The sequence below is a fragment of the Microbacterium sp. K2 genome (assembly GCF_051365005.1).
Taxonomy (GTDB): Bacteria; Actinomycetota; Actinomycetes; order Actinomycetales; family Microbacteriaceae; genus Microbacterium; species Microbacterium foliorum_B.
Genome location: NZ_JBLWII010000001.1, coordinates 674,073 through 695,485, shown reverse-complemented (window position 1 = coordinate 695,485; position 21,413 = coordinate 674,073). Strand labels below are relative to the sequence as shown.

The following is a 21,413-nucleotide window of genomic DNA, read 5'->3' as shown; positions in this document are numbered from 1 at the left end:
GTCCGGTCAGCCTTCGGCGGATCCCGCGGCAGGGGAATCCTCGGTGGGCACCCGGTCCGTGCAGCGGGCCGTCGCCGGTTCGAGGCCGGACTGGATGCTCGTCGAGAGACTCTCCACCACCGTGCGGAAGTCGATCTCCTCGCCGCGGCGGATGATCACCTCGACGGCGGGATCGCGACCGTAGGTCACGAGACGCTGGCGTTCCTCCTCCTGGTCGAGCACGAGCCAGTCGACGCTGCCGATCGTGGTGCAGACTTCGGTCGACGGTGCAGGCGGCTCGACGCCGCAGCGCAGCACGACCGTCGGGTCGCCCCAGGCGCCGGTGGCTTGGGCATCGGTCCACACGCGGTCCAGATCGCCGACGGCGTCGGGGAGCAGCACGGAGACCTCTGCGCATGCCGGATTGTTCGCGTCGTCGGCCGGCTCCAGATGGATCGTGGTCGAGCATCCGGAGAGCGCCGCGACAAGGGCCAGAGACCCCGCGGTGACGGCGAGACGACGAGAACGGGGCATGCATCCAGGCTACCTTTGACTGCATGTCCTCCCGACCTCGCGACGATGATCCGACCCTCGCCGATCTTTCGGAGGGGGAGATCCTGCGGGCCATCCTGGCGAGGACTTCGCAGGCCAGTCACGCGATCATCGGACCCGGTGACGACGCGGCCGTGATCGCGACTCCGTCCGGATCCGTGGTCGCCACGACCGACACACTGGTGCACGGCCCTGACTTCCGGCTCGCGTGGTCGTCGGGCTATGACCTCGGGTGGAAGGCTGCGGCGGTGAACCTCGCCGACGTCGCCGCCATGGGTGCGCGCCCGACCGCGCTGCTCGTCGCGCTGGCGGTTCCACGCGATCTGAGGCTCTCTTTCGTCGAACAGCTCGCAGACGGATTGCGCGAGGCGTGCGCGGCTCTCGCCCCCGGCTGCGCAGTCGTCGGTGGCGATCTCACCGTCTCCGACGTCCTCACCGTGGCTGTCACGGCCCTCGGCGATCTCGAGAGTCGGCCGCCCGTGACGCGCTCGGGTGCGCGGGTCGGCGATGTGGTCGCGGTGGCGGGGGAGCTCGGCCACGCCGCCCACGGACTCGCTGTGCTCTTCGGCAGGTTCCGCGATGGTGACACACCGATCGCTGTCGATCCGTCCGTGCTCGGACGGGGTGAGAGCGCGGCGCTGGCGGCGCAGCTGCGTCCGTCGCCGCCGATCGGGCTCGGACCGTTCGCCGCCACGGCCGGAGCCACCGCGATGATGGACATCTCGGACGGTCTCGCGCTCGATGCACGACGGATGGCGGCGGCCTCGGCCGTCACGATCGCCCTCGACAGCGCAGCCCTCGGAGACTCTCCGCTGCGTGCTCTCGCCGGCGGCGAGGATCATGCGCTGCTCGCCACCTTCCCTCCGGGGATGCTGCCGTCGGGCTTCCGCATCATCGGGGCCGTGATCCCGCAGGGCGACCACGGTCTACTGGTCGACGGCGCCCCCGCCGACGTGAGCGGCTGGGACCCCTATCGAGACTGGGATTCGACCTCGGGCTGAGGCGTCTCGGACACGAGAGCGGGCTCGGCCCACCAGAGAGCGGTGTCTCCGTACGCCTTCTCGCGGATCAGCTGCAGGCCGGCTGCAGGGAGATCGGGAGGCGTCGAGCGCCGCGCACGCTCGATGATCACGAGGGCATCGGGGGCGAGACGCGGTGCGAGTGCGATGAGGTCGGCGGTCATCGCGTCGTCGTCGAGGTCGTACGGCGGGTCTGAGAAGACGAGGTCGTACGGGCCGGAGGCGCGCTGCAGGAACGACCGGACCGTGCTCTGGTGCACCTTTGCGCCGGACGCGCCGGCCTTCGCGACGGTGGCGGCGTTGCGGCGGACGACAGCCGCAGCCTCTCGCCCGTGCTCGACGAGATCGGCGCTGGCCGCGCCGCGGCTGAGCGTCTCCAATCCGAGCGCACCCGAGCCGGCGTAGAGATCGAGCACCCGGGCTCCGACGATCGCGTCGGCGGACTCCAGCGCTCCGAAGAGCGACTCGCGTACACGGTCACTGGTGGGGCGCGTTCCTGCGTGGGGCACGTCGAGCCGCGCGCCGCGGGCCTTTCCGGCGATGATCCTCGTCACCCGTTCACGATACGACAGCTGCGGCGCACGTCGTGTCGGTGCGGCCTCCTAGACTCGGATCATGTCGCTCACGCTGGATTCGTCGCTGGAGGACGCGCTGGGCACGACGCCGGCGAAGTCCCTCGATCGGGCGTTCAGCATGAAGACGGTCGGCGATCTCGTGTCGCATTATCCCCGGCGGTATGCCGACCCCGGCGAGCTGACTCCCATCCGTGAGCTTCCGCTCGGCGAGACCGTGACGATCGTCGCCGAGGTGCTCTCGTCGAGCGCCAGGGCGATGCGCAATCGACGGGGCGCGATGGTCGATGTCGTGATCGGCGACGGAATCGGCAAGATGTCGCTCACGTTCTTCGCGAAGAACCTCGGTGCGGCCAAGTGGCGCTCCGAGGATCTCGCTGTAGGTCGTCGCGGCGTCTTCTCGGGCAAGGTCGGTGAGTTCAACGGGATGACGCAGTTCGCGCATCCCGAGTACGAGCTCTTCGACGACGAGGATGCCGCCAGGCGGCGTGCGGACGCCCGCGCAGCCGTGCTGATCCCGATCTATCCCGCGACGTCGACGCTGCAGACCTGGCAGATCGCGAAGTTCATCACCCGGGTGCTCGACGGTCTCGGTGACGTGCCCGAGCCTCTCTCTGCGGACGTCCGCAAGCGCGAGGAGCTGCTGACCGCGAGAGAGGCGCTCGAGCAGATCCATCGGCCGAAGACCCGCAACGACATCGATCCTGCGGTCCGTACGCTGCGGATGCATGAGGCGCTCACACTGCAGACCGCGCTCCTGCAGCAGCGCGACGCGGTGCGATCGCTCGCGGCCACGGCGCGTGCGGCGAAGCCCGGGGGGCTGCTCGAGCGGTTCGACGCCTCGCTGCCCTACGATCTCACGCCCGATCAGCAGACCGTCGGCGAGCAGGTCGCGAAAGACCTGGTCGGCTCCTGGCCGATGAACCGGCTCGTGCAGGGAGAGGTCGGCTCCGGCAAGACGCTCGTCGCCCTGCGTGCGATGCTCCAGGTCGCCGAGTCCGGTGGCCAGGCCGCGCTCATCGCACCGACCGAGGTCTTGGCGGGCCAGCATCTGCGGTCGATATCGAAGATGCTCGGACCCGAGCTGGCCCCGCTCGTGATGCCCACGCTGCTCACCGGGCAGATGCCTGCTGCAGCGCGGCGCAAAGCTGCGCTGCGCGTGGCCTCCGGACAGGCGCTGATCGTCGTCGGCACCCACGCGCTGCTCGGTGAGAAGACGACGTTCGCAGATCTCGGGCTCGTCGTGGTCGACGAGCAGCACCGATTCGGAGTCGAGCAGCGTGAGGCGCTCCGCGCCAAGGGGTCCAGTCCGCACGCGCTCGTCCTCACCGCCACACCCATCCCTCGCACCGTCGCCATGACGGTCTTCGGAGACCTCGACACCTCGGTGATCCGCACGATGCCGAAGGGGCGCGCGGGAATCGAGTCGTTCGTCGCCCCGCTCGCCGAGCATCCCGGCTGGTTCAACCGCGTGTGGGAGCGCGCTGCCGAGGAGATCGCCCAAGGGCGTCAGGTCTTTGCGGTGTGCGCCGCGATCGACACCACGAAGAAGACGGCTGAGGCAGGGGAGCCCGCTCTCCTCCAACCCGAGGGCTCCTTCGGTCCGCGCTGGGGTGTGGTGCAGCTCGACGAGGCGCTGGCGACCCATCCCAAGCTCGGTGGCCTCCGTCGTGCGGTGCTGCACGGACGCATGCCGTCGGATGAGAAGGACGCGGTCATGCAGGCCTTCGCCCGGGGCGAGATCGACCTGCTGCTCGCGACGACCGTCATCGAGGTCGGCGTCGACGTGCCCAACGCCTCGACCATGATCGTCCTCGACGCCGACCGCTTCGGTGTCTCCCAGCTGCATCAGCTCAGAGGTCGCGTGGGCCGAGGCGGCGTGCCAGGACTGTGTCTGCTCGTGACCGAGGCGGAAGCCGGCTCGGTGGCGCGCGAGCGGGTCGACGCGGTCGCGGCCACCCTCGACGGTTTCGCCCTCGCCGAGGTCGATCTCGAGCTGCGAGGTGAAGGAGACGTGCTGGGCGCCGCACAGGCCGGCGTGCGGTCGTCGCTGAAGCTCTTGCGCGTGGTCAAGGACTCCGGTCTGATCCTCCGAGCGCGCGAACTCGCCGAGGTGATCCTCGCAGCCGACCCCGGTCTCGATGCGAACCCAGGCCTCAGATCCGCTATCGAACGACGGGTGAGCGACGACGACCGCGCTGCCCTGGCCAAGAACTGACGCGAGCACGCGTGCCCTAGGCTGGGGGCATGAGCAGCCGGATCGCCGTCGTCCCGGGTTCCTTCGACCCGCCGACCCTGGGCCACCTCGACGTCATCCGTCGGGCCGCCAAGCTGTACGACGAGCTGCACGTGCTCGTCGTTCACAACCCCGGCAAGGAGGCGATGCTGCCGATCGCGGCGCGGCTGTCGCTCATCGAGCAGTCCATCGCCGACGAAGGCATGGAAGGCAACGTCGTCGTCGGATCGTGGAGCATGGGTCTTCTGGTCGACTATGCACGTGATGTGGGCGCCGGCGTGCTGGTCAAGGGGATCCGCTCGCAGATCGACGTCGCCTACGAGTCACCGATGGCGATCGTCAACCGGCACCTCGCCGACATCGAGACGGTCTTCCTGCTGCCCGACCCGGCGCATGCTCTCGTGTCCAGCTCTCTCGTGCGACAGGTGGCGGGGCTCGGCGGCGATGTGTCGCCTTTCGTCCCTCGCGCGGTCGCCGATTTCCTCGACACCGGGTCTCGCGGGATCTGAAGCCGCGCCCCCGGACTGCCGCGCTCAGCCCGAAGCCAGCCTCCCGCCGCGTGCAGCCGGTACCATTGCTGGGTGCGTTCCCGAATGAGTGGTCCTTTCGTCCTCCCCGTCCGCGACATCGTCCGCAAGCCGGGAGAGATGCGCGAACATGAGTTCTCCGTGACCCTGAAGGATGCCTGGGGAGAGGGGATCGTGTCGTATGAGGCCGGTTCCGAACTCGACCTGGATGTGCGTCTGGAGTCGGTCCATGAGGGCATTCTGGTCTCGGGAATCGTCGATGCGGAGTACGCCGGAGTGTGCGGTCGCTGCCTCATCGACATCGCTCGGCCCGTCGAAGTCGAGTTCCAGGAGCTTTTCGCGTATCCTGGTGAGGAAGAAACTGACTTCGAGGTTCAAGACGACCACGTGGATCTTGAAACTCTAGTCAGGGATGCGGCCGTATTGGCGCTTCCATTTCAGCCGGTGTGTCAGCCGGATTGCCCCGGGCTCGACCCGGAGACGGGCGAGAGGCTGACGGAGAGCACCGACAAGGAGCAGGCGGCTCCCATCGATCCTCGGTGGAGCGCGCTCCAGAACATCACAGACCAAGACGGCACGGAAGAATCTCGTGCCGCCGAGAAAGAAGAGAGCTAGTCATGGCTGGTAACCCCCCGAAGCGCAAGGTATCCCGTTCGAACACCCGCTCGCGCCGCGCGCAGTGGAAGGCGGCGCCCATCGCTCTCGTCAAGACCGTCGAGAACGGCAAGACGGTCTACAGCCGTCCGCACCAGGCGAAGGTCGTCACCGACTCGCAGGGCACCGAGCTCTTCCTCGAGTACAAGGGTCGCAAGGTCGCCGACGTCTGAGTCGCGACTTCACTACTGTGACTGAAGTCCCTGGGGGGACGAGACCTCTCCCAGAGAAGCTCCGCGTCGATATCGACGCGGAGCTTCTGGAGTTGGCACTCACCCATCGCTCGTATGCGTATGAGCATGGCGGCATCCCTCACAACGAACGTCTCGAGTTCCTCGGCGACTCCGTTCTCGGTCAGGCCGTCACGGTGATGCTCTTCACGACCCACCCTGGGCTCGATGAGGGCGAACTCGCCAAGCGGCGTGCGAGCGTCGTCTCGACGGTCGCTCTCGCCGAAGTGGCGAGAGGCATCGATCTGGGCAGCCACCTGCTGCTCGGTCGAGGCGAAGAGCAGACCGGCGGACGCGACAAGGATTCGATCCTCGCCGACACGATGGAAGCCGTCATCGGCGCGACCTATCTGTCAGCGGGTCCTGACGCGGCCACGGACCTCGTGCTCCGTCTGACCGAGCCTCTCCTCGCTGACCCCGAGCGCTACGGCGCTGCCATGGATCCGAAGACCAGTCTTCAGGAGCTGGCCGCGCGCGTCGGTGCCACCCCACCCCAGTATTCGGTGGAGGCCAGCGGTCCAGACCACGATCGTCGCTTCCTCGCGACCGTGAGTGTCGGCGACGTGGCGATGACCGGCAAGGGCAGCAGCAAGAAGACCGCAGAGATGGCGGCCGCGCTCAGCGCGTGGCGCTTCCTCAACGAGCGTGCCTGAGCTTCCCGAAGTCGAGGTGGTGCGAGCAGGTCTCGCTCCGGCTGCGGTCGGTTCCGTCATCACGGGGGTGAGCGTGTTCGATGAGCGCGCTCTGACACGTCACCCGGCGGGTTCCTCCGACTTCGTCTCGCGTCTGGAAGGACGCACGTTCACCGCCGCCGAGCGACGAGGCAAGTTCCTCTGGCTTCCGCTCGACGCCGAGGATTCCGCATTGATCGCGCACCTCGGGATGAGCGGGCAGATGCTGCTCCGCACCCCGGAAGCCGAGGCGGAGCGCCACGAGCGCATTCGCATCGGCATCGAGCATCCGCAGCACGGGGAGCTCGCGATCGTGTTCGCCGATCAGAGGACGTTCGGGTCGCTGGCCGTCGACCGTCTGGTGCCGGACGGTCCGACGATGATTCCCACCCAGGTCGTGCACATCGCGCGCGACCCCCTCGACCCTCTCTTCGACGATGGCGTCCTCACGCGCGCGCTCGTCAGACGGCGCAGCGCGATCAAGCGAGTGCTGCTCGACCAGCAGGTGATCAGTGGTGTGGGCAACATCTACGCCGATGAGGCGCTGTGGGCGGCGCGCATCCACCCCGAGACTCTCGCGAGTTCGCTGTCGACATCCGCGATCGGCCGGCTCCTGGCCGAGATCCGGGTGGTGCTCGCCAAGGCGCTGGCCGAGGGCGGCACGAGCTTCGATGCTCAGTACGTCAACGTGAACGGACAGGCCGGGTACTTCGCCCATTCCCTCAACGCGTACGGTCGAGGCGGTCAGCCGTGCCCTCGGTGCGGCACTCTGATCCGCCGACAGGCGTTCATGAACCGATCGAGCCATTTCTGCCCCCGCTGCCAGCGCCGACGCTGAGGCTCAGGCGATCTCGAATGATCGCGCGAGCAGTGGCCGGGTCGCACGCGTGCTCACCCACACGATGCCGATTCCTGCCGCAAGCACGGCGCCGATCGTCAGCAACGACTCGGGGGCGGTGATCAGCGCGATCCCGAGCAAAGGGAACACGAGCACTGCTGCGCAGATGGCCGATCCGATCGCAGTGACCAGCAGCGGTGACATGATCGCGCGGCGACGCGCGCTGTCGACGGTGTCGAAGGGCATCCCGAGACGGTGCAGACTCCGGTGCAGTTCGCGCTGATCGAGCACGGAGGCCGCCTGATTCACCCCGACGGACGCTGCGACCATCAGGAACGAGGCGACCAGCGTGATGACGAGACCGGTGCGCATGTCCACGGCGAGTGCCGCATCAGCAGTCGTCGCGTCGCCGCTGTTCATCACGTTCATCAGTGAGACGCCGGTTCCGGCGAACACGGCCATGAAGCTTGCCATCGCGATGCCGCTTACCTGACGCCATGCGGCCTTGGGCGAGTCCAACACCAGGCGGGCAGCGAGCAGCCGGTCGGCTCGCTCAGCCTTGCGCAGCTGACGCGATGCGGCGACCTTGAGGATCCACGGTCCGATCACGTTCAGCACGGCGAGCGCCACGGCGAACAGGGCAGCCAGCACGGTGATCGTCATCGCGAGCCCCGCGATGGACGGGAAGACCTTGACGAGGACGAAGATCAGAGCCAGCACAGAGACGCCGATGATCGCACGGAACCAATGCACGGTCGAGGCCGTGGTCCGCAGGCGCACCCCGAGCGGTGAGACGATCACGCGTCGGAGACCGAGCACGGCGCTTCCGGCCGCCACGAGGAGGATTCCTGCCACGACCACGAGGATGCTGAGCGGAGAGAGCATCACGGCGTCGACGCCGAGAGCCGTGCCACGGAAAAGGATGAGCCCGACGAGGGGAGCGGTCGCCAGATGGACGACCACGCCGGCAACGGCACCTGCGGCCGCGACGAGCACGGATTCGATCACGGTGGCGACGCTGACACCCATCGGAGTCACGCCGAGAAGGCGCAGGGTAGATAGCCGCTCGTCGCGGCGGCGGGCCGAGAGTCGCGCAGCCGCCCCGCCGAGATTCATCAGGGGTACGACGAGGAGGACGAGAGCGATCGCCGCCAATGCCTGGTAGATCGGGGCGTACTCGTCGGTCCAGGTCCAGAACGACTGCGCTCCACCCACGACGGTCAGCACGAGAGCGGTGACGACGCCGAAGGCGACCACGGGAAGCGCCAGGACGGCGTTCTCTCCCTTCGCCGGACGAAGGAGGAGGGCCAGAACGCGGGCGTTCATGCGGACACCGCCGACGATACGATCCGTCCGTCGCGAACCGCCACGATACGCGAGCATCGAGCGGCGACGTCGGGGTCGTGCGTGACGACGAGGAGGGTCCGCCCCTGCCCGGTCGTCGACCAGAGCAGAGCGCTCATCACGTCCTGCGAGGTGTGCGAGTCGAGCGCCCCGGTCGGCTCGTCGGCGAACACGAGATCCGCACCGGTCGCCTGGGCCCGCGCGATCGCGACGCGCTGCGCCTGCCCGCCCGAGAGCTCCCCGATGCGGCGGTCCTCCATACCCGCGAGTCCCAGTGCGGCGAGCCAGGATGCCGCGTGGGCCGTGGCATCCGCTCTCTTCGCACCGTTGATCATCGATGCGAGCGCCACGTTCTCGACGGCGGTGAGCTCAGGGATGAGGAGACCCTGCTGGAAGACGAAGCCGAACTTCTCCCTGCGCAGCCGGGAACGCGCTGACTCGCCGAGCCCGGCGACCTCCACGGGGTGCCCGGTAGACGGTTGGAACGTCACCATGCCGGAGTCCGGCGGAACGATGCCGGCGAGCACATGGAGGAGAGTCGTCTTACCGGATCCGGAAGCACCCATGATCGCCACGGACTCGCCGCGGTGAATCGAGAGATCCACCCCGGCGAGTGCGCGAGTGGTGCCGTAGGACTTGGTCAGGGAGCGTGCTTCGAGGACGGAGTCGTTCATGCTTCCAGCCTCGCCACCAGACCGGGAGTGCTGCATCGCCCGGGCGGATGATCCGCTCGCGCCCGAGTACACCGCTCGGATGATCTCGGTCAGATCCGCTTCTGCCACGCTCCGGCGTAGGAGACCGGCACGAACCCGATCGCCTCGTTGATGCTCAGCATCGGGCGGTTCTCCTCGGCGTTGAACGTGGAGACCGTCGGAGAGAGCGGCATGAGCTCTCGCCAGCGCAGGAGGTTCGCGCACTTGACGACGGTGCCCAGCCGATGCCCTCGATGCTCGCGCGACACCAGCGTGCCGAGCTGATGCGTGACCCCCGTGCGGTCCGCTCCGACGAGCAGCTCGTTGTATGCCACGACGTCCCCGCTCGGCACATGCTGCACCACGGCGATCGACAGGGCCTGGCCGGCTCCGGTGAGCCGCCGCTCTCGGCGCACCACTCGATCCGCGTCCCACTCCTCGGCGACGAAGTCCATCTCGCCGCTCGGCGCATCGGTCGACAGGCGAGCGAGGATCGCTGCATAGCCGTCCCGGAACTCGGGCTGAGTCGGAGCCATCCACTGGAGCACCCGATAGTCGTCTCCCGCGGTCGCCTGCGCAGATTCCAGCGCGGCGCGGAGCGCGGCGGGGTCCGACCGCAGATCGAACTCGCTGTTGCGTTCGACCTGTTCGAAGTCGTAGCCGCGGGCTTCGAGCGCGTCTGACAGCGGGATCGCCGGGATTCGACCCCACCCCGTCCGCGGAGAGATCATCCGTTCGGACGCGATCGGCCGGTGCAGCGTCCAGATCTGCACCAGAGACCGACCGTGGGCGCGAGCCTCTGACTCGGCGAGCGTCAGGAGGGCATCCTCCACACCGATTCCCCAGTGCTTCTCGGGCACGAGGAGGTCCGCCTCCGCCGCCTTCGCATCCGCCTCCTGGGCATACGCGAGCGTGATCATGCCCACGATCTCGTCGCCGTTCCTGGCCACGAATCCGGTCTGCAGGGTGTCGGTGGAGTCCTGCCACGACGCGAGCAACTGGGCGGCGTCGGGTGCGATGTCGGGCAGACCCACCATCTCATCGCAGATCTGCCGGTTGAGCTGACCGTAGGCGCGGAAGTCCGCGCCGTCCGCGGCGTCGAGTGCGTCAGGGACGATCAGCGGCTCGATGGTCAGTGTGGTGGTCGTCATGACAGTTCCTTCTTCCAGGCTCCTTCATACGCGATGGCCGTGAAGCCCATCGCCTCATTGATCGAGAGCATCGGCCGGTTCTCCTCGGCGTTGTAGGTGATCACGTCGCGGGATTCGGGCGCGACGCTCGTCCATGACAGGAGGGCGTCGCATTTCACGAGCTGTCCCAATCGGTGCCCGCGATGCTCTTTGAGCACCAGGGTGTCGTGCTGATGGGTGGTCGCGCGCAGATCCGGTCCGTTGCGGAGCTCGGTGAACGCAGCCAGCTCGCCGGTTGCGACGTGCTGCGCGACCGTGACCTGGATGATCTGACCCATCTCGGCCACGCGTCTCTCGGACTCGATCAGGCGCTCTGCATCCCAGACCTCCTCGTCCGCCTCGAGATCGGCAGACGGGGCATCGGTCGACATGCGCGACTTCAGCCAGGCGTAGCCCTCGACATGCTCGGCGGGCGTGGGCAGCATCCACCGGATCACGCGATAGTCGTGAGACAACGCGCGTGCGTCGTCGCGAAGCTCTTCGGCGCGACGAACCGTCTCGGCATTCACTGTCAGTCGACTCACCCGGTAGACCTGCTCGAGGCTGAATCCGTGGCGGATGAGGAATCGGGCGACGTGATCGTCGGGCACACTGCCGAAGCCGGTCCGCGCCTCGAGCCGGGGCCCCTCACTCGCCGGCTGCTCTGTCCAGTTCTGGATCACCGTGCGGTCGTGCAGTCTGGCGAAGGCCTCGACGTGCGGCAGGATCGCGGTACCGATTCCTCGACCCCAGACCCGTGGGTGGAGCTCGATCGCGGCGATGGCCACACGCGAGCCCTCCTCGTGCGGGATGTCGATGACCGTGCGTCCGACGATCTCTCCTTCGACGCGCACGGTCCACACCGCGGTCGTGCGCTCTTTGCGGGAGCGCAGGATCGGAAGCAGCGCCTCCGGCGTGAGGTCCTGTTCGGTGCGCCCGGTGAGTTCGCGATAGACGGCGTTGCGCACACGGGCGAGCTCGCGGAACTCGGCCGCGTCGGCTGCATCCGCCCGTGCCGGCAGCACGAGCGGATGCAGCGACGCATCTGCGGTGAGCGGAATGCTCATGGTGATCTCCAGGTCAGCGCAGCTGACGCTGCAGGTCGTACGTGAGCAGGGCATACGTCTCGCGCTCGCTGCGGTTCCGCCGATCGAGATGCAGCACGTCCGCCTCGAGGGCGGTGACGCGGCGCGCCGGACGAGGGCGTTGAGCCCGCTGGAGCAGCCACAGGCCGATCCGGAGCGAGAGACGATCTGCCAGCGCCAGGCGCCGCAGCTCATCGGGTGCGGGGATGTGAAGGACCTGTTGGTCCTCGGTATCCGGAGGGTGGGGGATGCTGCGATACAGCGTGGTGTTCACGGTGATTCCTTCGAGATGGGTGGTGGTGTCCAGTGAGTGGGAGAGCGCGATCGCGGGGCGCCGCGAAGACGGCCGACGGTGCGCGACGGGAGTCGAGAGCTCGGCACGCCGAAAGGCGATCGCCGAGGTCGGCGGAGACCCGTGATCCGTGGCGGATCAGAGGGTGGGGCGCGGAGACACGCGAGCGAGAAACCCCGTCATCGATCGGAGACCGATGGGTGATTCGGAGCAGAGTTCTCGGGCTGCGGTTCTACGAGAGCGCGCTTCTGCGGACGCCGGCGGTTACCGAGTGCGCAAGGCGCGGCGCGAATGGCGCGGCGAGGCCAGTGGCCTGAGCAGTGAGCTGAGTGATCATCGGTAACCTCCTTTCGTGTGGCGATCCGGAGGTTACGGTAGCGAAACCCGGGCGTGTCCGTCAAGCATCTCCGGCGTGGTTCGGCGTGTCGCGCCTGATTCCGGTTCGGTCCGCCACCGCGCGGGATGCCCGTTCTGAGCCGTGATTCCGGTAGCGTATGGGCGTGATTCACCCCCGAAGCGCGGTACGCGCATGCATCTGAAGAGCCTGACCCTCAAGGGGTTCAAGTCCTTCGCGCAGCCGACCAGCTTCGTCTTCGAACCGGGCGTCACCTGCATCGTCGGTCCCAACGGATCGGGAAAGTCCAACGTGGTCGACGCCCTCGCCTGGGTCATGGGCGAGCAGGGAGCGAAGACTCTGCGCGGCGGCAAGATGGAGGACGTCATCTTCGCCGGCACCTCGACGAGAGGGCCGCTCGGTCGTGCCGAGGTTCAGCTCACGATCGACAACAGCGACGGCGCTCTGCCGATCGAGTTCGCCGAGGTCACGATCAGCCGGACGCTGTTCCGCAACGGTGCCAGCGAGTACGCGATCAACGGCGAGAACTGTCGTCTGCTCGACCTCCAGGAGCTCCTCAGCGACTCCGGTCTCGGACGCGAGATGCACGTCATCGTGGGTCAGGGGCGCTTGGACACGGTGCTCCAGGCATCGCCGGAGGATCGTCGAGGCTTCATCGAAGAGGCCGCCGGCATCCTCAAGCATCGGCGTCGCAAGGAGAAGACCCTCCGCAAGCTCGATGCGATGGAGACCAACCTCACGCGTCTGAGCGATCTCGCGGGCGAGATCCGACGCCAGCTCAAGCCCCTGGGCAGGCAGGCCGAGATCGCGCGGGAGGCGCAGACGATCGCCGCGGTCGTGCGTGATGCCAAGGCCCGGATCTTCGCGGACGACGTGGTGGCGCTGCGCAGGGCGCTGGCCGATCACACACGCACCGAACACGAGCGGCACACCGAACGGCTCGTGCTGTCGGATCAGGCCGAGGCGGTGCGGGGGAGCATCGCGCGCCTCGAGCAGGATCAGAACTCGGTCGCGGTCGATCGGGCGAGAAGCGTGGCATTCGGCCTCGAGCAGGTGCAGGAGCGGATGCGCGGGTTGTACACCCTCGCCAATCAGCGACTCGCGCTGCTCGGCTCGGAGGAGGACGATGCGGCGGTGACGACCGTCACGGTCACACAGAGCACGATCGACGAGGCGAAGGACGAGATCACCGAGATCGCCGCGGGCCTCGGCGATGCCCAGGACGCGGCGACCGTCGCGAGCCGCGAGGTGGTGCACGCCCGGGCGGAGCTCGACACCCTCGACGTGGACATCGCCGAGCAGAGCGCGCTCGTGTCGGAGTACGACATGCGGCTCAGCTCTCTGCGGGGAACGGCCGATGCGGCCGCGTCAGCTCTCGCCGCGGTGCGCGGTGCGGTGCTGCGACAGGAGAACGCGCTCGAGGCGGCGAATGCGCGCCGACGCGATGCAGCCGACGCCCTCGAGTCGATCGACGACACGGAGGCGCCGGAGGGCACGGCGGCAGAGCATTCCGCTGCATACGAGAGTGCGCAGCGTGCCGCCACAGCGGCCGAGGCCGAGCGGGAGGCGCTCCGCGAGCGTCTGCACGCGGCAGAGCGCGAAGTCGACGCGCTCACGGCCAAGGCGGCAGCACTCGGAAGCGCGCTCGCGATCTCAGGAGGCGCCGCCGAGATCGTGAAGACGGGCGGCCCGGGCGTTCGCGGCCTCGTGGGCGACTCCGTGCAGGTCCGGAACGGGTTCGAGGCCGCGATCGCTGCCGTGCTGGGTCCGCTGGCCGAAGGCGTCCTCGTCGAGGGGACGTCCGATGCATTCGAGCTGGCACGTGACGCGTCGGACCAGCGCAGGGGAGTGGTGGACTTCGTCGTCTCAGACGCCGCTCATCCGTCGATCGAACTGCCCGCTCTGGAAGGGGTGACGCCGGCCGTCGACACGGTCACGGCTCCGGATGGCGTGCTCGGGATCCTGTCTCACGTCGTGATCGCCGACAGCCTCGACGCGGCGCGTCGTACGAGAGCCGTGCTCGACGTCGCAGGCGACACGACCACGACGATCGTCACGACGGCCGGTGACGTGGTCACGGCGCAGACGCTTCGGACAGGATCCGGTGGCGAGCGATCCCGTCTCGAACTCGCCGCCGAACGCGACGCGGCGAACGAGCGCCTGGCGGAGGTGCAGGTCATCGTCGATTCGCTGCGTGAGGCTCGCGAAGACGCGAACGAGGCCGTTGAGACTTCCCGTCGCCAGGCGAAGGACGCGCTTCGAGCCTTGCGGGAGCACGATGCCGCTCTGGCCACCCATGCGGAGCAGGTGAACCGCATCACTGTCACCCACGAGTCGGCGGTCGCCGAGTGCGAGCGGCTCGAGGCGGGACTCGCACAGGCGCAGAGCGCCGTGCGCGACGCGGAGGCGAAGGCCGAAGCGGCGAAGGCCGAGCTGGACGCGGCGATCGCCGCCCCCCGGCCCGTGCTCGATGCCTCGGCGCGAGACGGTCTGCTCGAAGCGCTCGAGATGGCCCGCGAGGGTGAAGTCCGAGCACGGCTGGAGATCGAGACCCTTCGTGAGCGTGTGCGTGCTGCGCAGGCACGCGTCGCCGGGCTCGAACGGCAACGCGAGCAGGAGCGAGACGCCGCGGCCGAGGCTGCGCGCCGAGCGGTCATCCGCCGCGCGCAGCGCGACGCAGCATCCGGAGTGGCGCAGGAGCTTCCCCGGATCCTGGACTCCATCGATCGATCGGTCACCGAGGCGCGCGTCGCACTGGCCGAGGCCGAGGCCACACGATCGGCGCAGAACCAGCAGCTCACCGCACTTCGCGTGCAGGAGACATCCCTGCGAGAGAGGCTCGCCGGGCTCACTGAGAGCGTGCACGGCCTCGAGCTGCAGATCCACGAGAAGAAGCTGCACCTCAACAGTCTGCTCGAGCGCGTCGCCTCGGAGCTGGCGCTCGACGAAGATATTCTCATTGCGGAATATGGGCCGGACCAGCTCGTTCCCCGTGACCCCGGAGCCGCGCCCGCTGAGGACGACGGGCTCGACGACACGGCTATTCCGTTCGATCGGCGGATTCAGCAGCGCCGACTCGCCGAGGCCGAACGCAAGCTCGCTCAGCTCGGTCGAGTGAATCCGCTCGCGCTCGAGGAGTTCGCCGCGCTCGAGCAGCGTCACGCATTCCTCACCGAGCAGCTCGCCGACCTGACGCAGACGCGCCAGGACCTGCTGACGATCATCGCCGACCTCGACGAGCGGATGCAGACGATCTTCGCGAGCGCCTTCGAAGACACGAGGATCGCGTTCGGTGAGGTCTTCCCCCTGCTGTTCCCCGGGGGATCCGGAAGCATCTCGCTCACGGATCCGGAGAACATGCTCACGACGGGCATCGAGGTCTCGGTACGTCCGGTGGGGAAGAAGATCGAGAGGTTGTCCCTGCTCTCCGGTGGGGAACGCTCGCTCGCCGCAGTCGCTCTGCTGGTCGCGATCTTCAAAGCCCGACCGAGCCCGTTCTACATCCTCGACGAGGTCGAGGCGGCACTCGACGACGCCAACCTCGGCCGCCTGCTCACCGTGTTCGAGCAACTGCGCGAGAGCTCGCAGCTGCTCATCATCACGCATCAGAAGCGCACGATGGAGATCGCCGACGCGCTCTACGGGGTCTCGATGCGTCAGGACGGCGTGTCGGCGGTCGTCGGACAGCGCGTGGGCGATCGCGCGGCGGCCGGCTGACGGCGCTACCCGTAGGCTGGAGTCATGGCGGAGAAGTCGTGGTCCCTCACTCGCGCGCTGCGCGGGATGTTCGTCAAGCCCACTATCGATGAGACGACATGGGAGGACCTCGAGACGGCCCTCATCACGGCCGACTTCGGCCCCGACATCAGCGAGCGGGTCGTAGACGAGCTCCGCGCGAAGGTCGAGCGGTACCGCACGACCGATCCGCAGGATCTCCAGCGGATGCTGCGAGAGACGCTCGAAGAGCACTTCGCGAAGTTCGACACGACCCTGAAGCTCACCGAGCGGCCGGCGGTCGTGCTGGTGGTGGGCGTCAACGGTGTGGGCAAGACCACGACGATCGGCAAGTTCACCAAGTTCCTTCGCGGGTTCCAGCGCAGTGTGGTCGTCGGAGCAGCCGACACTTTCCGTGCGGCCGCCGTCGATCAGCTCGCCACCTGGGCGCAGCGTGGCGGAGCTGCGATCGTCCGCCCTCAGCAAGAGGGTCAGGATCCGGCATCCGTCGCCTACCAGACCGTCGAGTTCGCCCAGCGCGAGGGCATCGAGATCGCGATCATCGACACGGCCGGCCGGCTGCACACCAAGGGCGGGCTGATGGACGAGCTCTCGAAGATCCGCAGGGTGATCGAGAAGCAGGCTCCCATCAGCGAGGTCCTTCTCGTCCTCGACGCCACCACGGGTCAGAACGGCGTGATGCAGGCCGAGGCGTTCCTCGAGCACGCAGGTGTCACCGGGCTCGTCCTGACCAAGCTCGACGGCTCGGCCAAGGGCGGCTTCGTCCTCGCTGTGCAGGAGCGCACCGGCATCCCCGTCAAGCTCCTCGGTCAGGGCGAGGGTATCGACGATCTGACCGGTTTCACCCCCCATGTCTTCGTCAAGTCGCTCGTCGGCTGATCACGGGACTACCGCCGCGAGCACGAGGCTGGTTTCATAGCGTTATGGCGATCGAACACGACTACTTCGGCCTCCTGTCCTCCGGACCGGACGGATCGATCTTCTGGTCCGAGACAGTGGAGCTCGGCGACCAGAGCGTCACGGTCGATCTCACCGCGCCCGACCAGGACGATGTCTCAGCAGACGCACTCGACATCGCCGCCTCGCTCATAGCGGGGCTCGAGAATGTCGACGACGTCGCCCGACGGGGCATGCTCGCGGAGGTCGACGACCGCACCAGCGAGGTCACCGAGTACATCCTGCAGCAGCAGGAGGCCTACGGTGATGAGCTCGAAGACGTCCTCGTCGACGTCAGCGGTGACGCCGCGGTCGACATCATCCGCTCGCTGCGCCTCATGAGCATGACGATCCTCGCCGACGAACACGGCGGATCCGAGCCGTTCGCCGTGCTGGAGTACGCTCTCGACGCCACCACCACCGATGACGTGCTGCTCGTGAACCTCGGCTCGGACGGCAGCGTGCAGTCGGTGATGAGCGCCGACTGACGCTCATCACCTCGACATTCGCTCAGACGGCCTGAGCGAACCCGAGATCCGCGCTCTCCGCGATGTGCGACAGGTGCGGGGGGATCTCGCGCCCCTTCGACACCATCGACTGCGCCCACAGTCGACCCGCGCGGTATGACGAGCGCACGAGAGGTCCGGCGAGCACACCGAGGAATCCGATCTGCTCCGCTTCCTCCTTGAACTCGACGAACTCCGCAGGCTTGACCCATCGGGCCACGGGCAGGTGGCGCGGGGACGGACGCAGATACTGCGTGATGGTGATGATGTCGCAGCCGGCGTCGTGCAGGTCGTTCAGCGCCTGTACGACCTCTTCCGGCTCCTCGCCCATGCCCAGGATCAGGTTGGACTTGGTGATGAGCCCCGCATCTCGCGCCTGGGTGATCACATCGAGCGAGCGCTCGTAGCGGAACGCCGGGCGGATGCGCTTGAAGATGCGCGGCACGGTCTCGACGTTGTGCGCGAAGACCTCGGGGCGGGCGTCGAAGATCTGACCGAGGAACGCAGGATCGGCGTTGTGCTCGTTGGCGAGCAGCTCGACGCCGGTGTTCGGGTTGAGCTCATGGATCTTTCGCACGGTCTCGGCGTTCAGCCAGGCTCCGGTGTCGGGCAGATCGTCTCGTGCGACGCTGGTGACAGTCGCATAGCGGAGGTTCATCCGCACGACGCTCTCGGCGACGCGACGCGGCTCGTCGGTGTCGTAGGCGTCGGGCTTGCCCGTGTCGATCTGGCAGAAGTCGCACCGTCGAGTGCACTGCGATCCGCCGATGAGGAAGGTCGCCTCCCGATCTTCCCAGCACTCGAAGATGTTGGGGCAGCCGGCTTCCTGACAGACGGTGTGGAGATCCTCGCTCTTGACCAGCGAGTGGAGCGCCGTGTACTCGGGGCCCATCTTCGCCTTCGTCTTGATCCAGTCCGGCTTGCGTTCGATGGGAGTCTCGGCGTTGCGGATCTCGAGACGGAGAAGCTTGCGTCCTTCGGGTGCGGCGGTCATGCGAGTGCTCCTGTGTGCGCGGCGGTCGAATATTCGGCGAGGAAGGCGGCGACCACCGAGTCGACGATGTCGGCGGGGGAGACGTCGGCTCCGATCACCTCGCTCACGGTGGTGACACCGGCGTCGGTGATCCCGCACGGGATGATTCCGCCGAATCCTGCGAGGCTGTTGTCGCAGTTGACCGCGAAGCCGTGCATCGTCACGCCCTGCTGCACCCGCACGCCGATCGCCGCGACCTTGTCTTCGGACAGTGGGCGGCGAACCCACACCCCGCTGCGCCCCTCCACCTGGTATCCGTCGACGCCTATTGGCCGGAGCACGTCGATCAGGATGCGCTCGAGCCGGCGCACGTGCGCGACGACATCCATCGGCTCGGGCAGCCGGACGATCGGGTAGCCCACCAGCTGCCCTGGCCCGTGCCAGGTGATCTTCCCGCCGCGGTCGACATCGATCACCGGTGTGCCGTCCGTCGGGCGTTCCTGCGGTTCGGTCCGCTTGCCCGCGGTGTACACGGCTTCGTGCTCGAGGAGGATGAGCGAGTCAGGGCGGGTGCCATCGACCACGTCAGCGTGGACGCGACGCTGCAGGTCCCAACCCTGCGTATAGGGAACGTAGTCCGGCGCGAGTCCGGGGGTGATGATGTCGAGCATGCGAGGTCGCTCTCGTTCAATTGATGGATTGCGTCTAAGAATACTCCTCCCAGGCGTGGGGCGCGCACGGCAGCGACGCGCGGTAGCGTGTTGACATGAGCAGCACGAGTCGGGCGGGGCGGCCGAAGGCATCTTCGCGCGAGACCCTCGCCGAAGCCGCCTGCGAGCTCTTCCTCGAGCAGGGGTACGACGCCACGTCGGTCGCCGACATCACCCAGCGGGCCGGAGTGAGCCGCTCCAGCTTCTTCAACTACTTCTCGTCGAAGAGCGACGTGCTCTGGTCGGGTCTCGACGAGCGCATCGGTCGCGCCATCGAGGACCTGGTCACCGTGCCGGAAGATCGCGACGGCACACACGTGCGGCGCATTCTCTCGGACCTCGTCGAGGACTTCGCGCCTGACAGCCTCGCTCTCGCGATGACGAACTCGTCGGCCATGGGTCTCGACGACGAACTCGAGCAGGATGCAGCGCTGCGCCAGGCCCGCCTCGCGGCGGCGCTGGCCGATCTCGCGCACCGCTCGGGTGTCGCCGCGCTCACCGCGGACATCGTCGCGGCGACCTGGGCCGCCGCCGTACTCTCTGCCGTGCGAGCGTGGGCGGAGGGCGGTGCCGGACGCGGATCCGTGGGTGACCGATTCGCCGACGCGGTGCGGGCGATCGGCCGATTGCCGTGGGTCTCGGCGCACGATTGAGCGGTGCCGGTCGACGTGATCCGACGGCGGGCCCCCGCTCATGCGGACTCTCCCTGATCACCCTCACGGTCGGTGGTGCCGCGGACGCGGAGAACATCTCGGGATTCGCGTAAACTCGGTGTCACCATGGCTACCTTTGGCACGCTCTCCGATCGGCTCACCGAGACCTTCCGCAACCTTCGCACGAAGGGAAAGCTCACCGCGGCCGACGTCGACGGCACGGTGCGCGAGATCCGTCGCGCGCTGCTCGATGCCGACGTCGCGCTGGCGGTCGTCAAGGAGTTCACCGCGAAGGTCCGCGAGCGAGCCCTGGGCGATGAGGTCAGCAAGGCTCTCAACCCCGCGCAGCAGGTCGTGCAGATCGTCAACGAGGAGCTCGTGCAGATCCTCGGCGGCGAGCAGCGTCGTCTGCAGTTCGCCAAGACGGCGCCGACTGTCATCATGCTCGCCGGCCTCCAGGGCTCGGGTAAGACCACCTTCGCCGGCAAGCTCGCGAAGCAGCTCGAGAGCGAGGGGCACACGCCCCTTCTCGTCGCGGCCGACCTGCAACGTCCGAACGCCGTCAACCAGCTCCAGGTCGTGGCCGAGCAGGCCGGTGCGACGGTCTACGCGCCTGAGCCCGGGAACGGCGTGGGCGACCCCGTCAAGGTCTCGCGCGACGGCGTCGAGCACGCACGCCGCCACCAGCATGATGTCGTCATCATCGACACCGCGGGACGCCTCGGTGTCGACGCGGAGCTCATGAAGCAGGCGTCGGACATCCGCAAGGCGACCGACCCCGACGAGGTCCTGTTCGTCATCGACGCCATGATCGGTCAGGATGCGGTCAACACGGCGCGCGCCTTCCAGGAGGGCGTCGACTTCACGGGTGTCGTCCTCTCGAAGCTCGACGGTGACGCCCGGGGCGGCGCCGCGCTCTCTGTCGCCTCCGTCACCGGGCGCCCCATCATCTTCGCGTCGACCGGCGAGCGACTCGAAGACCTCGAGCCCTTCCACCCCGATCGCATGGCCAGTCGCATCCTCGACCTCGGCGACATCCTCACCCTCATCGAGCAGGCCCAGCAGGCCTTCGACGAGGAAGAGGCCGCCAAGATGGCCGAGAAGCTGGCGACCGAGCAGTTCACCCTCGAAGACTTCCTCGACCAGCTTCAGCAGATGAAGAAGATGGGCTCGATGAAGAAGATGCTGGGGATGCTCCCCGGCATGGGGCAGATGAAGCAGCAGCTCGAGGACTTCGACGAGCGCGAGATCGATCGCACCGAGGCGATCATCCGGTCCATGACTCCGGGCGAGCGACGCAACCCGAAGGTGCTCAACGGTTCACGCCGTCTGCGTATCGCGCGTGGTTCGGGAATGACCGTCACCGACGTCAATCAGCTCGTCCAGCGCTTCGACCAGGCCGCCAAGATGATGAAGACCGTCGCGCGCGGCGGCACGCCGAACATCCCCGGAATGGGCTCCATGCCCGGAATGGGCAAGCCGGGTGCGTCTTCGAAGCGCGGCAAGAAGGGCAAGTCCTCGGGTGGATCCCGCTCGGGCAACCCTGCGAAGCGTGCGGCGGAGAACGCGGGACTCGCGCCCGCGGCGAACCCGACCGGATCGGGATTCGGTCTCGGCGGTGCCAAAGCACCGAGCGAGGCCGACCTCGCCGAGATCCAGAAGCTCTTCGGCAAGAGCTGACGGCT

General features: G+C 67.8%; 21 protein-coding genes. 12 read left to right on the top strand and 9 right to left on the bottom strand.

The window, feature by feature from the left end:
- Positions 1–6: 6 nt before the first annotated feature.
- Positions 7–513 (bottom strand): DUF3515 family protein, encoded by a 507-nt coding sequence (locus tag ACLKOY_RS03565; RefSeq protein WP_436452448.1) that lies wholly within the window; start codon positions 511–513, stop codon positions 7–9.
- 23 nt (positions 514–536) lie between these two features.
- On the opposite strand from ACLKOY_RS03565, the gene thiL reads away from it, so the two are divergent.
- Positions 537–1,532: a thiamine-phosphate kinase gene (gene thiL, locus ACLKOY_RS03560; protein WP_436452447.1), complete on the top strand. Its 996-nt coding sequence runs from the start codon at positions 537–539 to the stop codon at positions 1,530–1,532.
- Here thiL and rsmD read toward each other — a convergent pair.
- Positions 1,502–2,104, bottom strand: a complete 603-nt coding sequence (rsmD, locus tag ACLKOY_RS03555) for a 16S rRNA (guanine(966)-N(2))-methyltransferase RsmD (RefSeq protein WP_436452446.1) — start codon at positions 2,102–2,104, stop codon at positions 1,502–1,504. The genes thiL and rsmD overlap by 31 nt on opposite strands.
- A gap of 61 nt (positions 2,105–2,165) precedes the next feature.
- On the opposite strand from rsmD, the gene ACLKOY_RS03550 reads away from it, so the two are divergent.
- The 6 genes from ACLKOY_RS03550 (at position 2,166) to mutM (ending at position 7,278) form a co-directional block, all read left to right on the top strand.
- Positions 2,166–4,340 carry an ATP-dependent DNA helicase RecG gene (locus ACLKOY_RS03550; RefSeq protein WP_436452445.1) on the top strand — a complete coding sequence of 725 codons (2,175 nt, stop codon included), beginning with the start codon at positions 2,166–2,168 and terminating at the stop codon, positions 4,338–4,340.
- A gap of 29 nt (positions 4,341–4,369) precedes the next feature.
- The gene (gene coaD, locus ACLKOY_RS03545; RefSeq protein ID WP_140036929.1) at positions 4,370–4,867 is read left to right on the top strand and encodes a pantetheine-phosphate adenylyltransferase; all 498 of its coding nucleotides are present in this window, start codon (positions 4,370–4,372) and stop codon (positions 4,865–4,867) included.
- An 84-nt stretch (positions 4,868–4,951) separates the two neighbouring features.
- The gene (locus ACLKOY_RS03540; RefSeq protein WP_436454087.1) at positions 4,952–5,500 is read left to right on the top strand and encodes a YceD family protein; all 549 of its coding nucleotides are present in this window, start codon (positions 4,952–4,954) and stop codon (positions 5,498–5,500) included.
- Between the two features lie 2 nt (positions 5,501–5,502).
- Positions 5,503–5,712, top strand: coding sequence for a 50S ribosomal protein L32 (rpmF, locus tag ACLKOY_RS03535; protein ID WP_042541694.1), 210 nt, complete (start codon positions 5,503–5,505; stop codon positions 5,710–5,712).
- A 17-nt stretch (positions 5,713–5,729) separates the two neighbouring features.
- A complete protein-coding gene (gene rnc / locus ACLKOY_RS03530) occupies positions 5,730–6,422 on the top strand; it encodes a ribonuclease III (RefSeq protein ID WP_140036930.1) in 693 nt (230 codons plus the stop codon).
- Complete coding sequence (gene mutM / locus ACLKOY_RS03525) at positions 6,415–7,278, top strand: bifunctional DNA-formamidopyrimidine glycosylase/DNA-(apurinic or apyrimidinic site) lyase (RefSeq protein WP_436452444.1); 864 nt, start codon at positions 6,415–6,417, stop codon at positions 7,276–7,278. Before rnc ends, mutM begins: the two co-directional genes overlap by 8 nt.
- A gap of 3 nt (positions 7,279–7,281) precedes the next feature.
- Here the strand turns inward: mutM and ACLKOY_RS03520 are convergent, their stop codons facing one another.
- The 5 genes from ACLKOY_RS03520 to ACLKOY_RS03500 form a co-directional block, all read right to left on the bottom strand.
- Positions 7,282–8,604 (bottom strand): permease, encoded by a 1,323-nt coding sequence (locus ACLKOY_RS03520; protein WP_436452443.1) that lies wholly within the window; start codon positions 8,602–8,604, stop codon positions 7,282–7,284.
- Positions 8,601–9,296 (bottom strand): ABC transporter ATP-binding protein, encoded by a 696-nt coding sequence (locus ACLKOY_RS03515; RefSeq protein WP_436452442.1) that lies wholly within the window; start codon positions 9,294–9,296, stop codon positions 8,601–8,603. Before ACLKOY_RS03515 ends, ACLKOY_RS03520 begins: the two co-directional genes overlap by 4 nt.
- A gap of 89 nt (positions 9,297–9,385) precedes the next feature.
- Entirely contained in the window at positions 9,386–10,465 is a 1,080-nt protein-coding gene (locus tag ACLKOY_RS03510) for a GNAT family N-acetyltransferase (RefSeq protein WP_436452441.1), read from the bottom strand.
- On the bottom strand, positions 10,462–11,550 hold the full coding sequence (locus ACLKOY_RS03505) for a GNAT family N-acetyltransferase (RefSeq protein ID WP_436452440.1): 1,089 nt from the start codon (positions 11,548–11,550) through the stop codon (positions 10,462–10,464). The genes ACLKOY_RS03510 and ACLKOY_RS03505 overlap by 4 nt, the downstream gene beginning before the upstream one ends.
- Before the next feature lie 13 nt (positions 11,551–11,563).
- Positions 11,564–11,842: a hypothetical protein gene (locus tag ACLKOY_RS03500; protein WP_436452439.1), complete on the bottom strand. Its 279-nt coding sequence runs from the start codon at positions 11,840–11,842 to the stop codon at positions 11,564–11,566.
- Positions 11,843–12,389: 547 nt separating this feature from the next.
- Between ACLKOY_RS03500 and smc the strand changes: the two genes are divergently transcribed.
- The 3 genes from smc to ACLKOY_RS03485 are packed head-to-tail and all read left to right on the top strand — an operon-like array spanning position 12,390 to position 17,374.
- On the top strand, positions 12,390–15,932 hold the full coding sequence (gene smc, locus ACLKOY_RS03495) for a chromosome segregation protein SMC (protein ID WP_436452438.1): 3,543 nt from the start codon (positions 12,390–12,392) through the stop codon (positions 15,930–15,932).
- A 24-nt stretch (positions 15,933–15,956) separates the two neighbouring features.
- Positions 15,957–16,829 (top strand): signal recognition particle-docking protein FtsY, encoded by an 873-nt coding sequence (ftsY, locus tag ACLKOY_RS03490; RefSeq protein ID WP_363570668.1) that lies wholly within the window; start codon positions 15,957–15,959, stop codon positions 16,827–16,829.
- A gap of 44 nt (positions 16,830–16,873) precedes the next feature.
- A complete protein-coding gene (locus ACLKOY_RS03485) occupies positions 16,874–17,374 on the top strand; it encodes a DUF2004 domain-containing protein (protein WP_140036939.1) in 501 nt (166 codons plus the stop codon).
- Positions 17,375–17,396: 22 nt separating this feature from the next.
- Here ACLKOY_RS03485 and lipA read toward each other — a convergent pair whose 3' ends face one another.
- Together lipA and lipB are read right to left on the bottom strand one after the other, a co-directional pair.
- Complete coding sequence (lipA, locus tag ACLKOY_RS03480; protein WP_436452437.1) at positions 17,397–18,386, bottom strand: lipoyl synthase; 990 nt, start codon at positions 18,384–18,386, stop codon at positions 17,397–17,399.
- On the bottom strand, positions 18,383–19,036 hold the full coding sequence (gene lipB / locus ACLKOY_RS03475; RefSeq protein WP_436452436.1) for a lipoyl(octanoyl) transferase LipB: 654 nt from the start codon (positions 19,034–19,036) through the stop codon (positions 18,383–18,385). The genes lipA and lipB overlap by 4 nt, the downstream gene beginning before the upstream one ends.
- Before the next feature lie 95 nt (positions 19,037–19,131).
- Between lipB and ACLKOY_RS03470 the strand changes: the two genes are divergently transcribed.
- Both ACLKOY_RS03470 and ffh read left to right on the top strand, forming a co-directional pair.
- Entirely contained in the window at positions 19,132–19,728 is a 597-nt protein-coding gene (locus ACLKOY_RS03470) for a TetR/AcrR family transcriptional regulator (RefSeq protein ID WP_436452435.1), read from the top strand.
- A gap of 126 nt (positions 19,729–19,854) precedes the next feature.
- Positions 19,855–21,408 (top strand): signal recognition particle protein, encoded by a 1,554-nt coding sequence (gene ffh, locus ACLKOY_RS03465; RefSeq protein WP_436452434.1) that lies wholly within the window; start codon positions 19,855–19,857, stop codon positions 21,406–21,408.
- Positions 21,409–21,413: the final 5 nt, after the last annotated feature.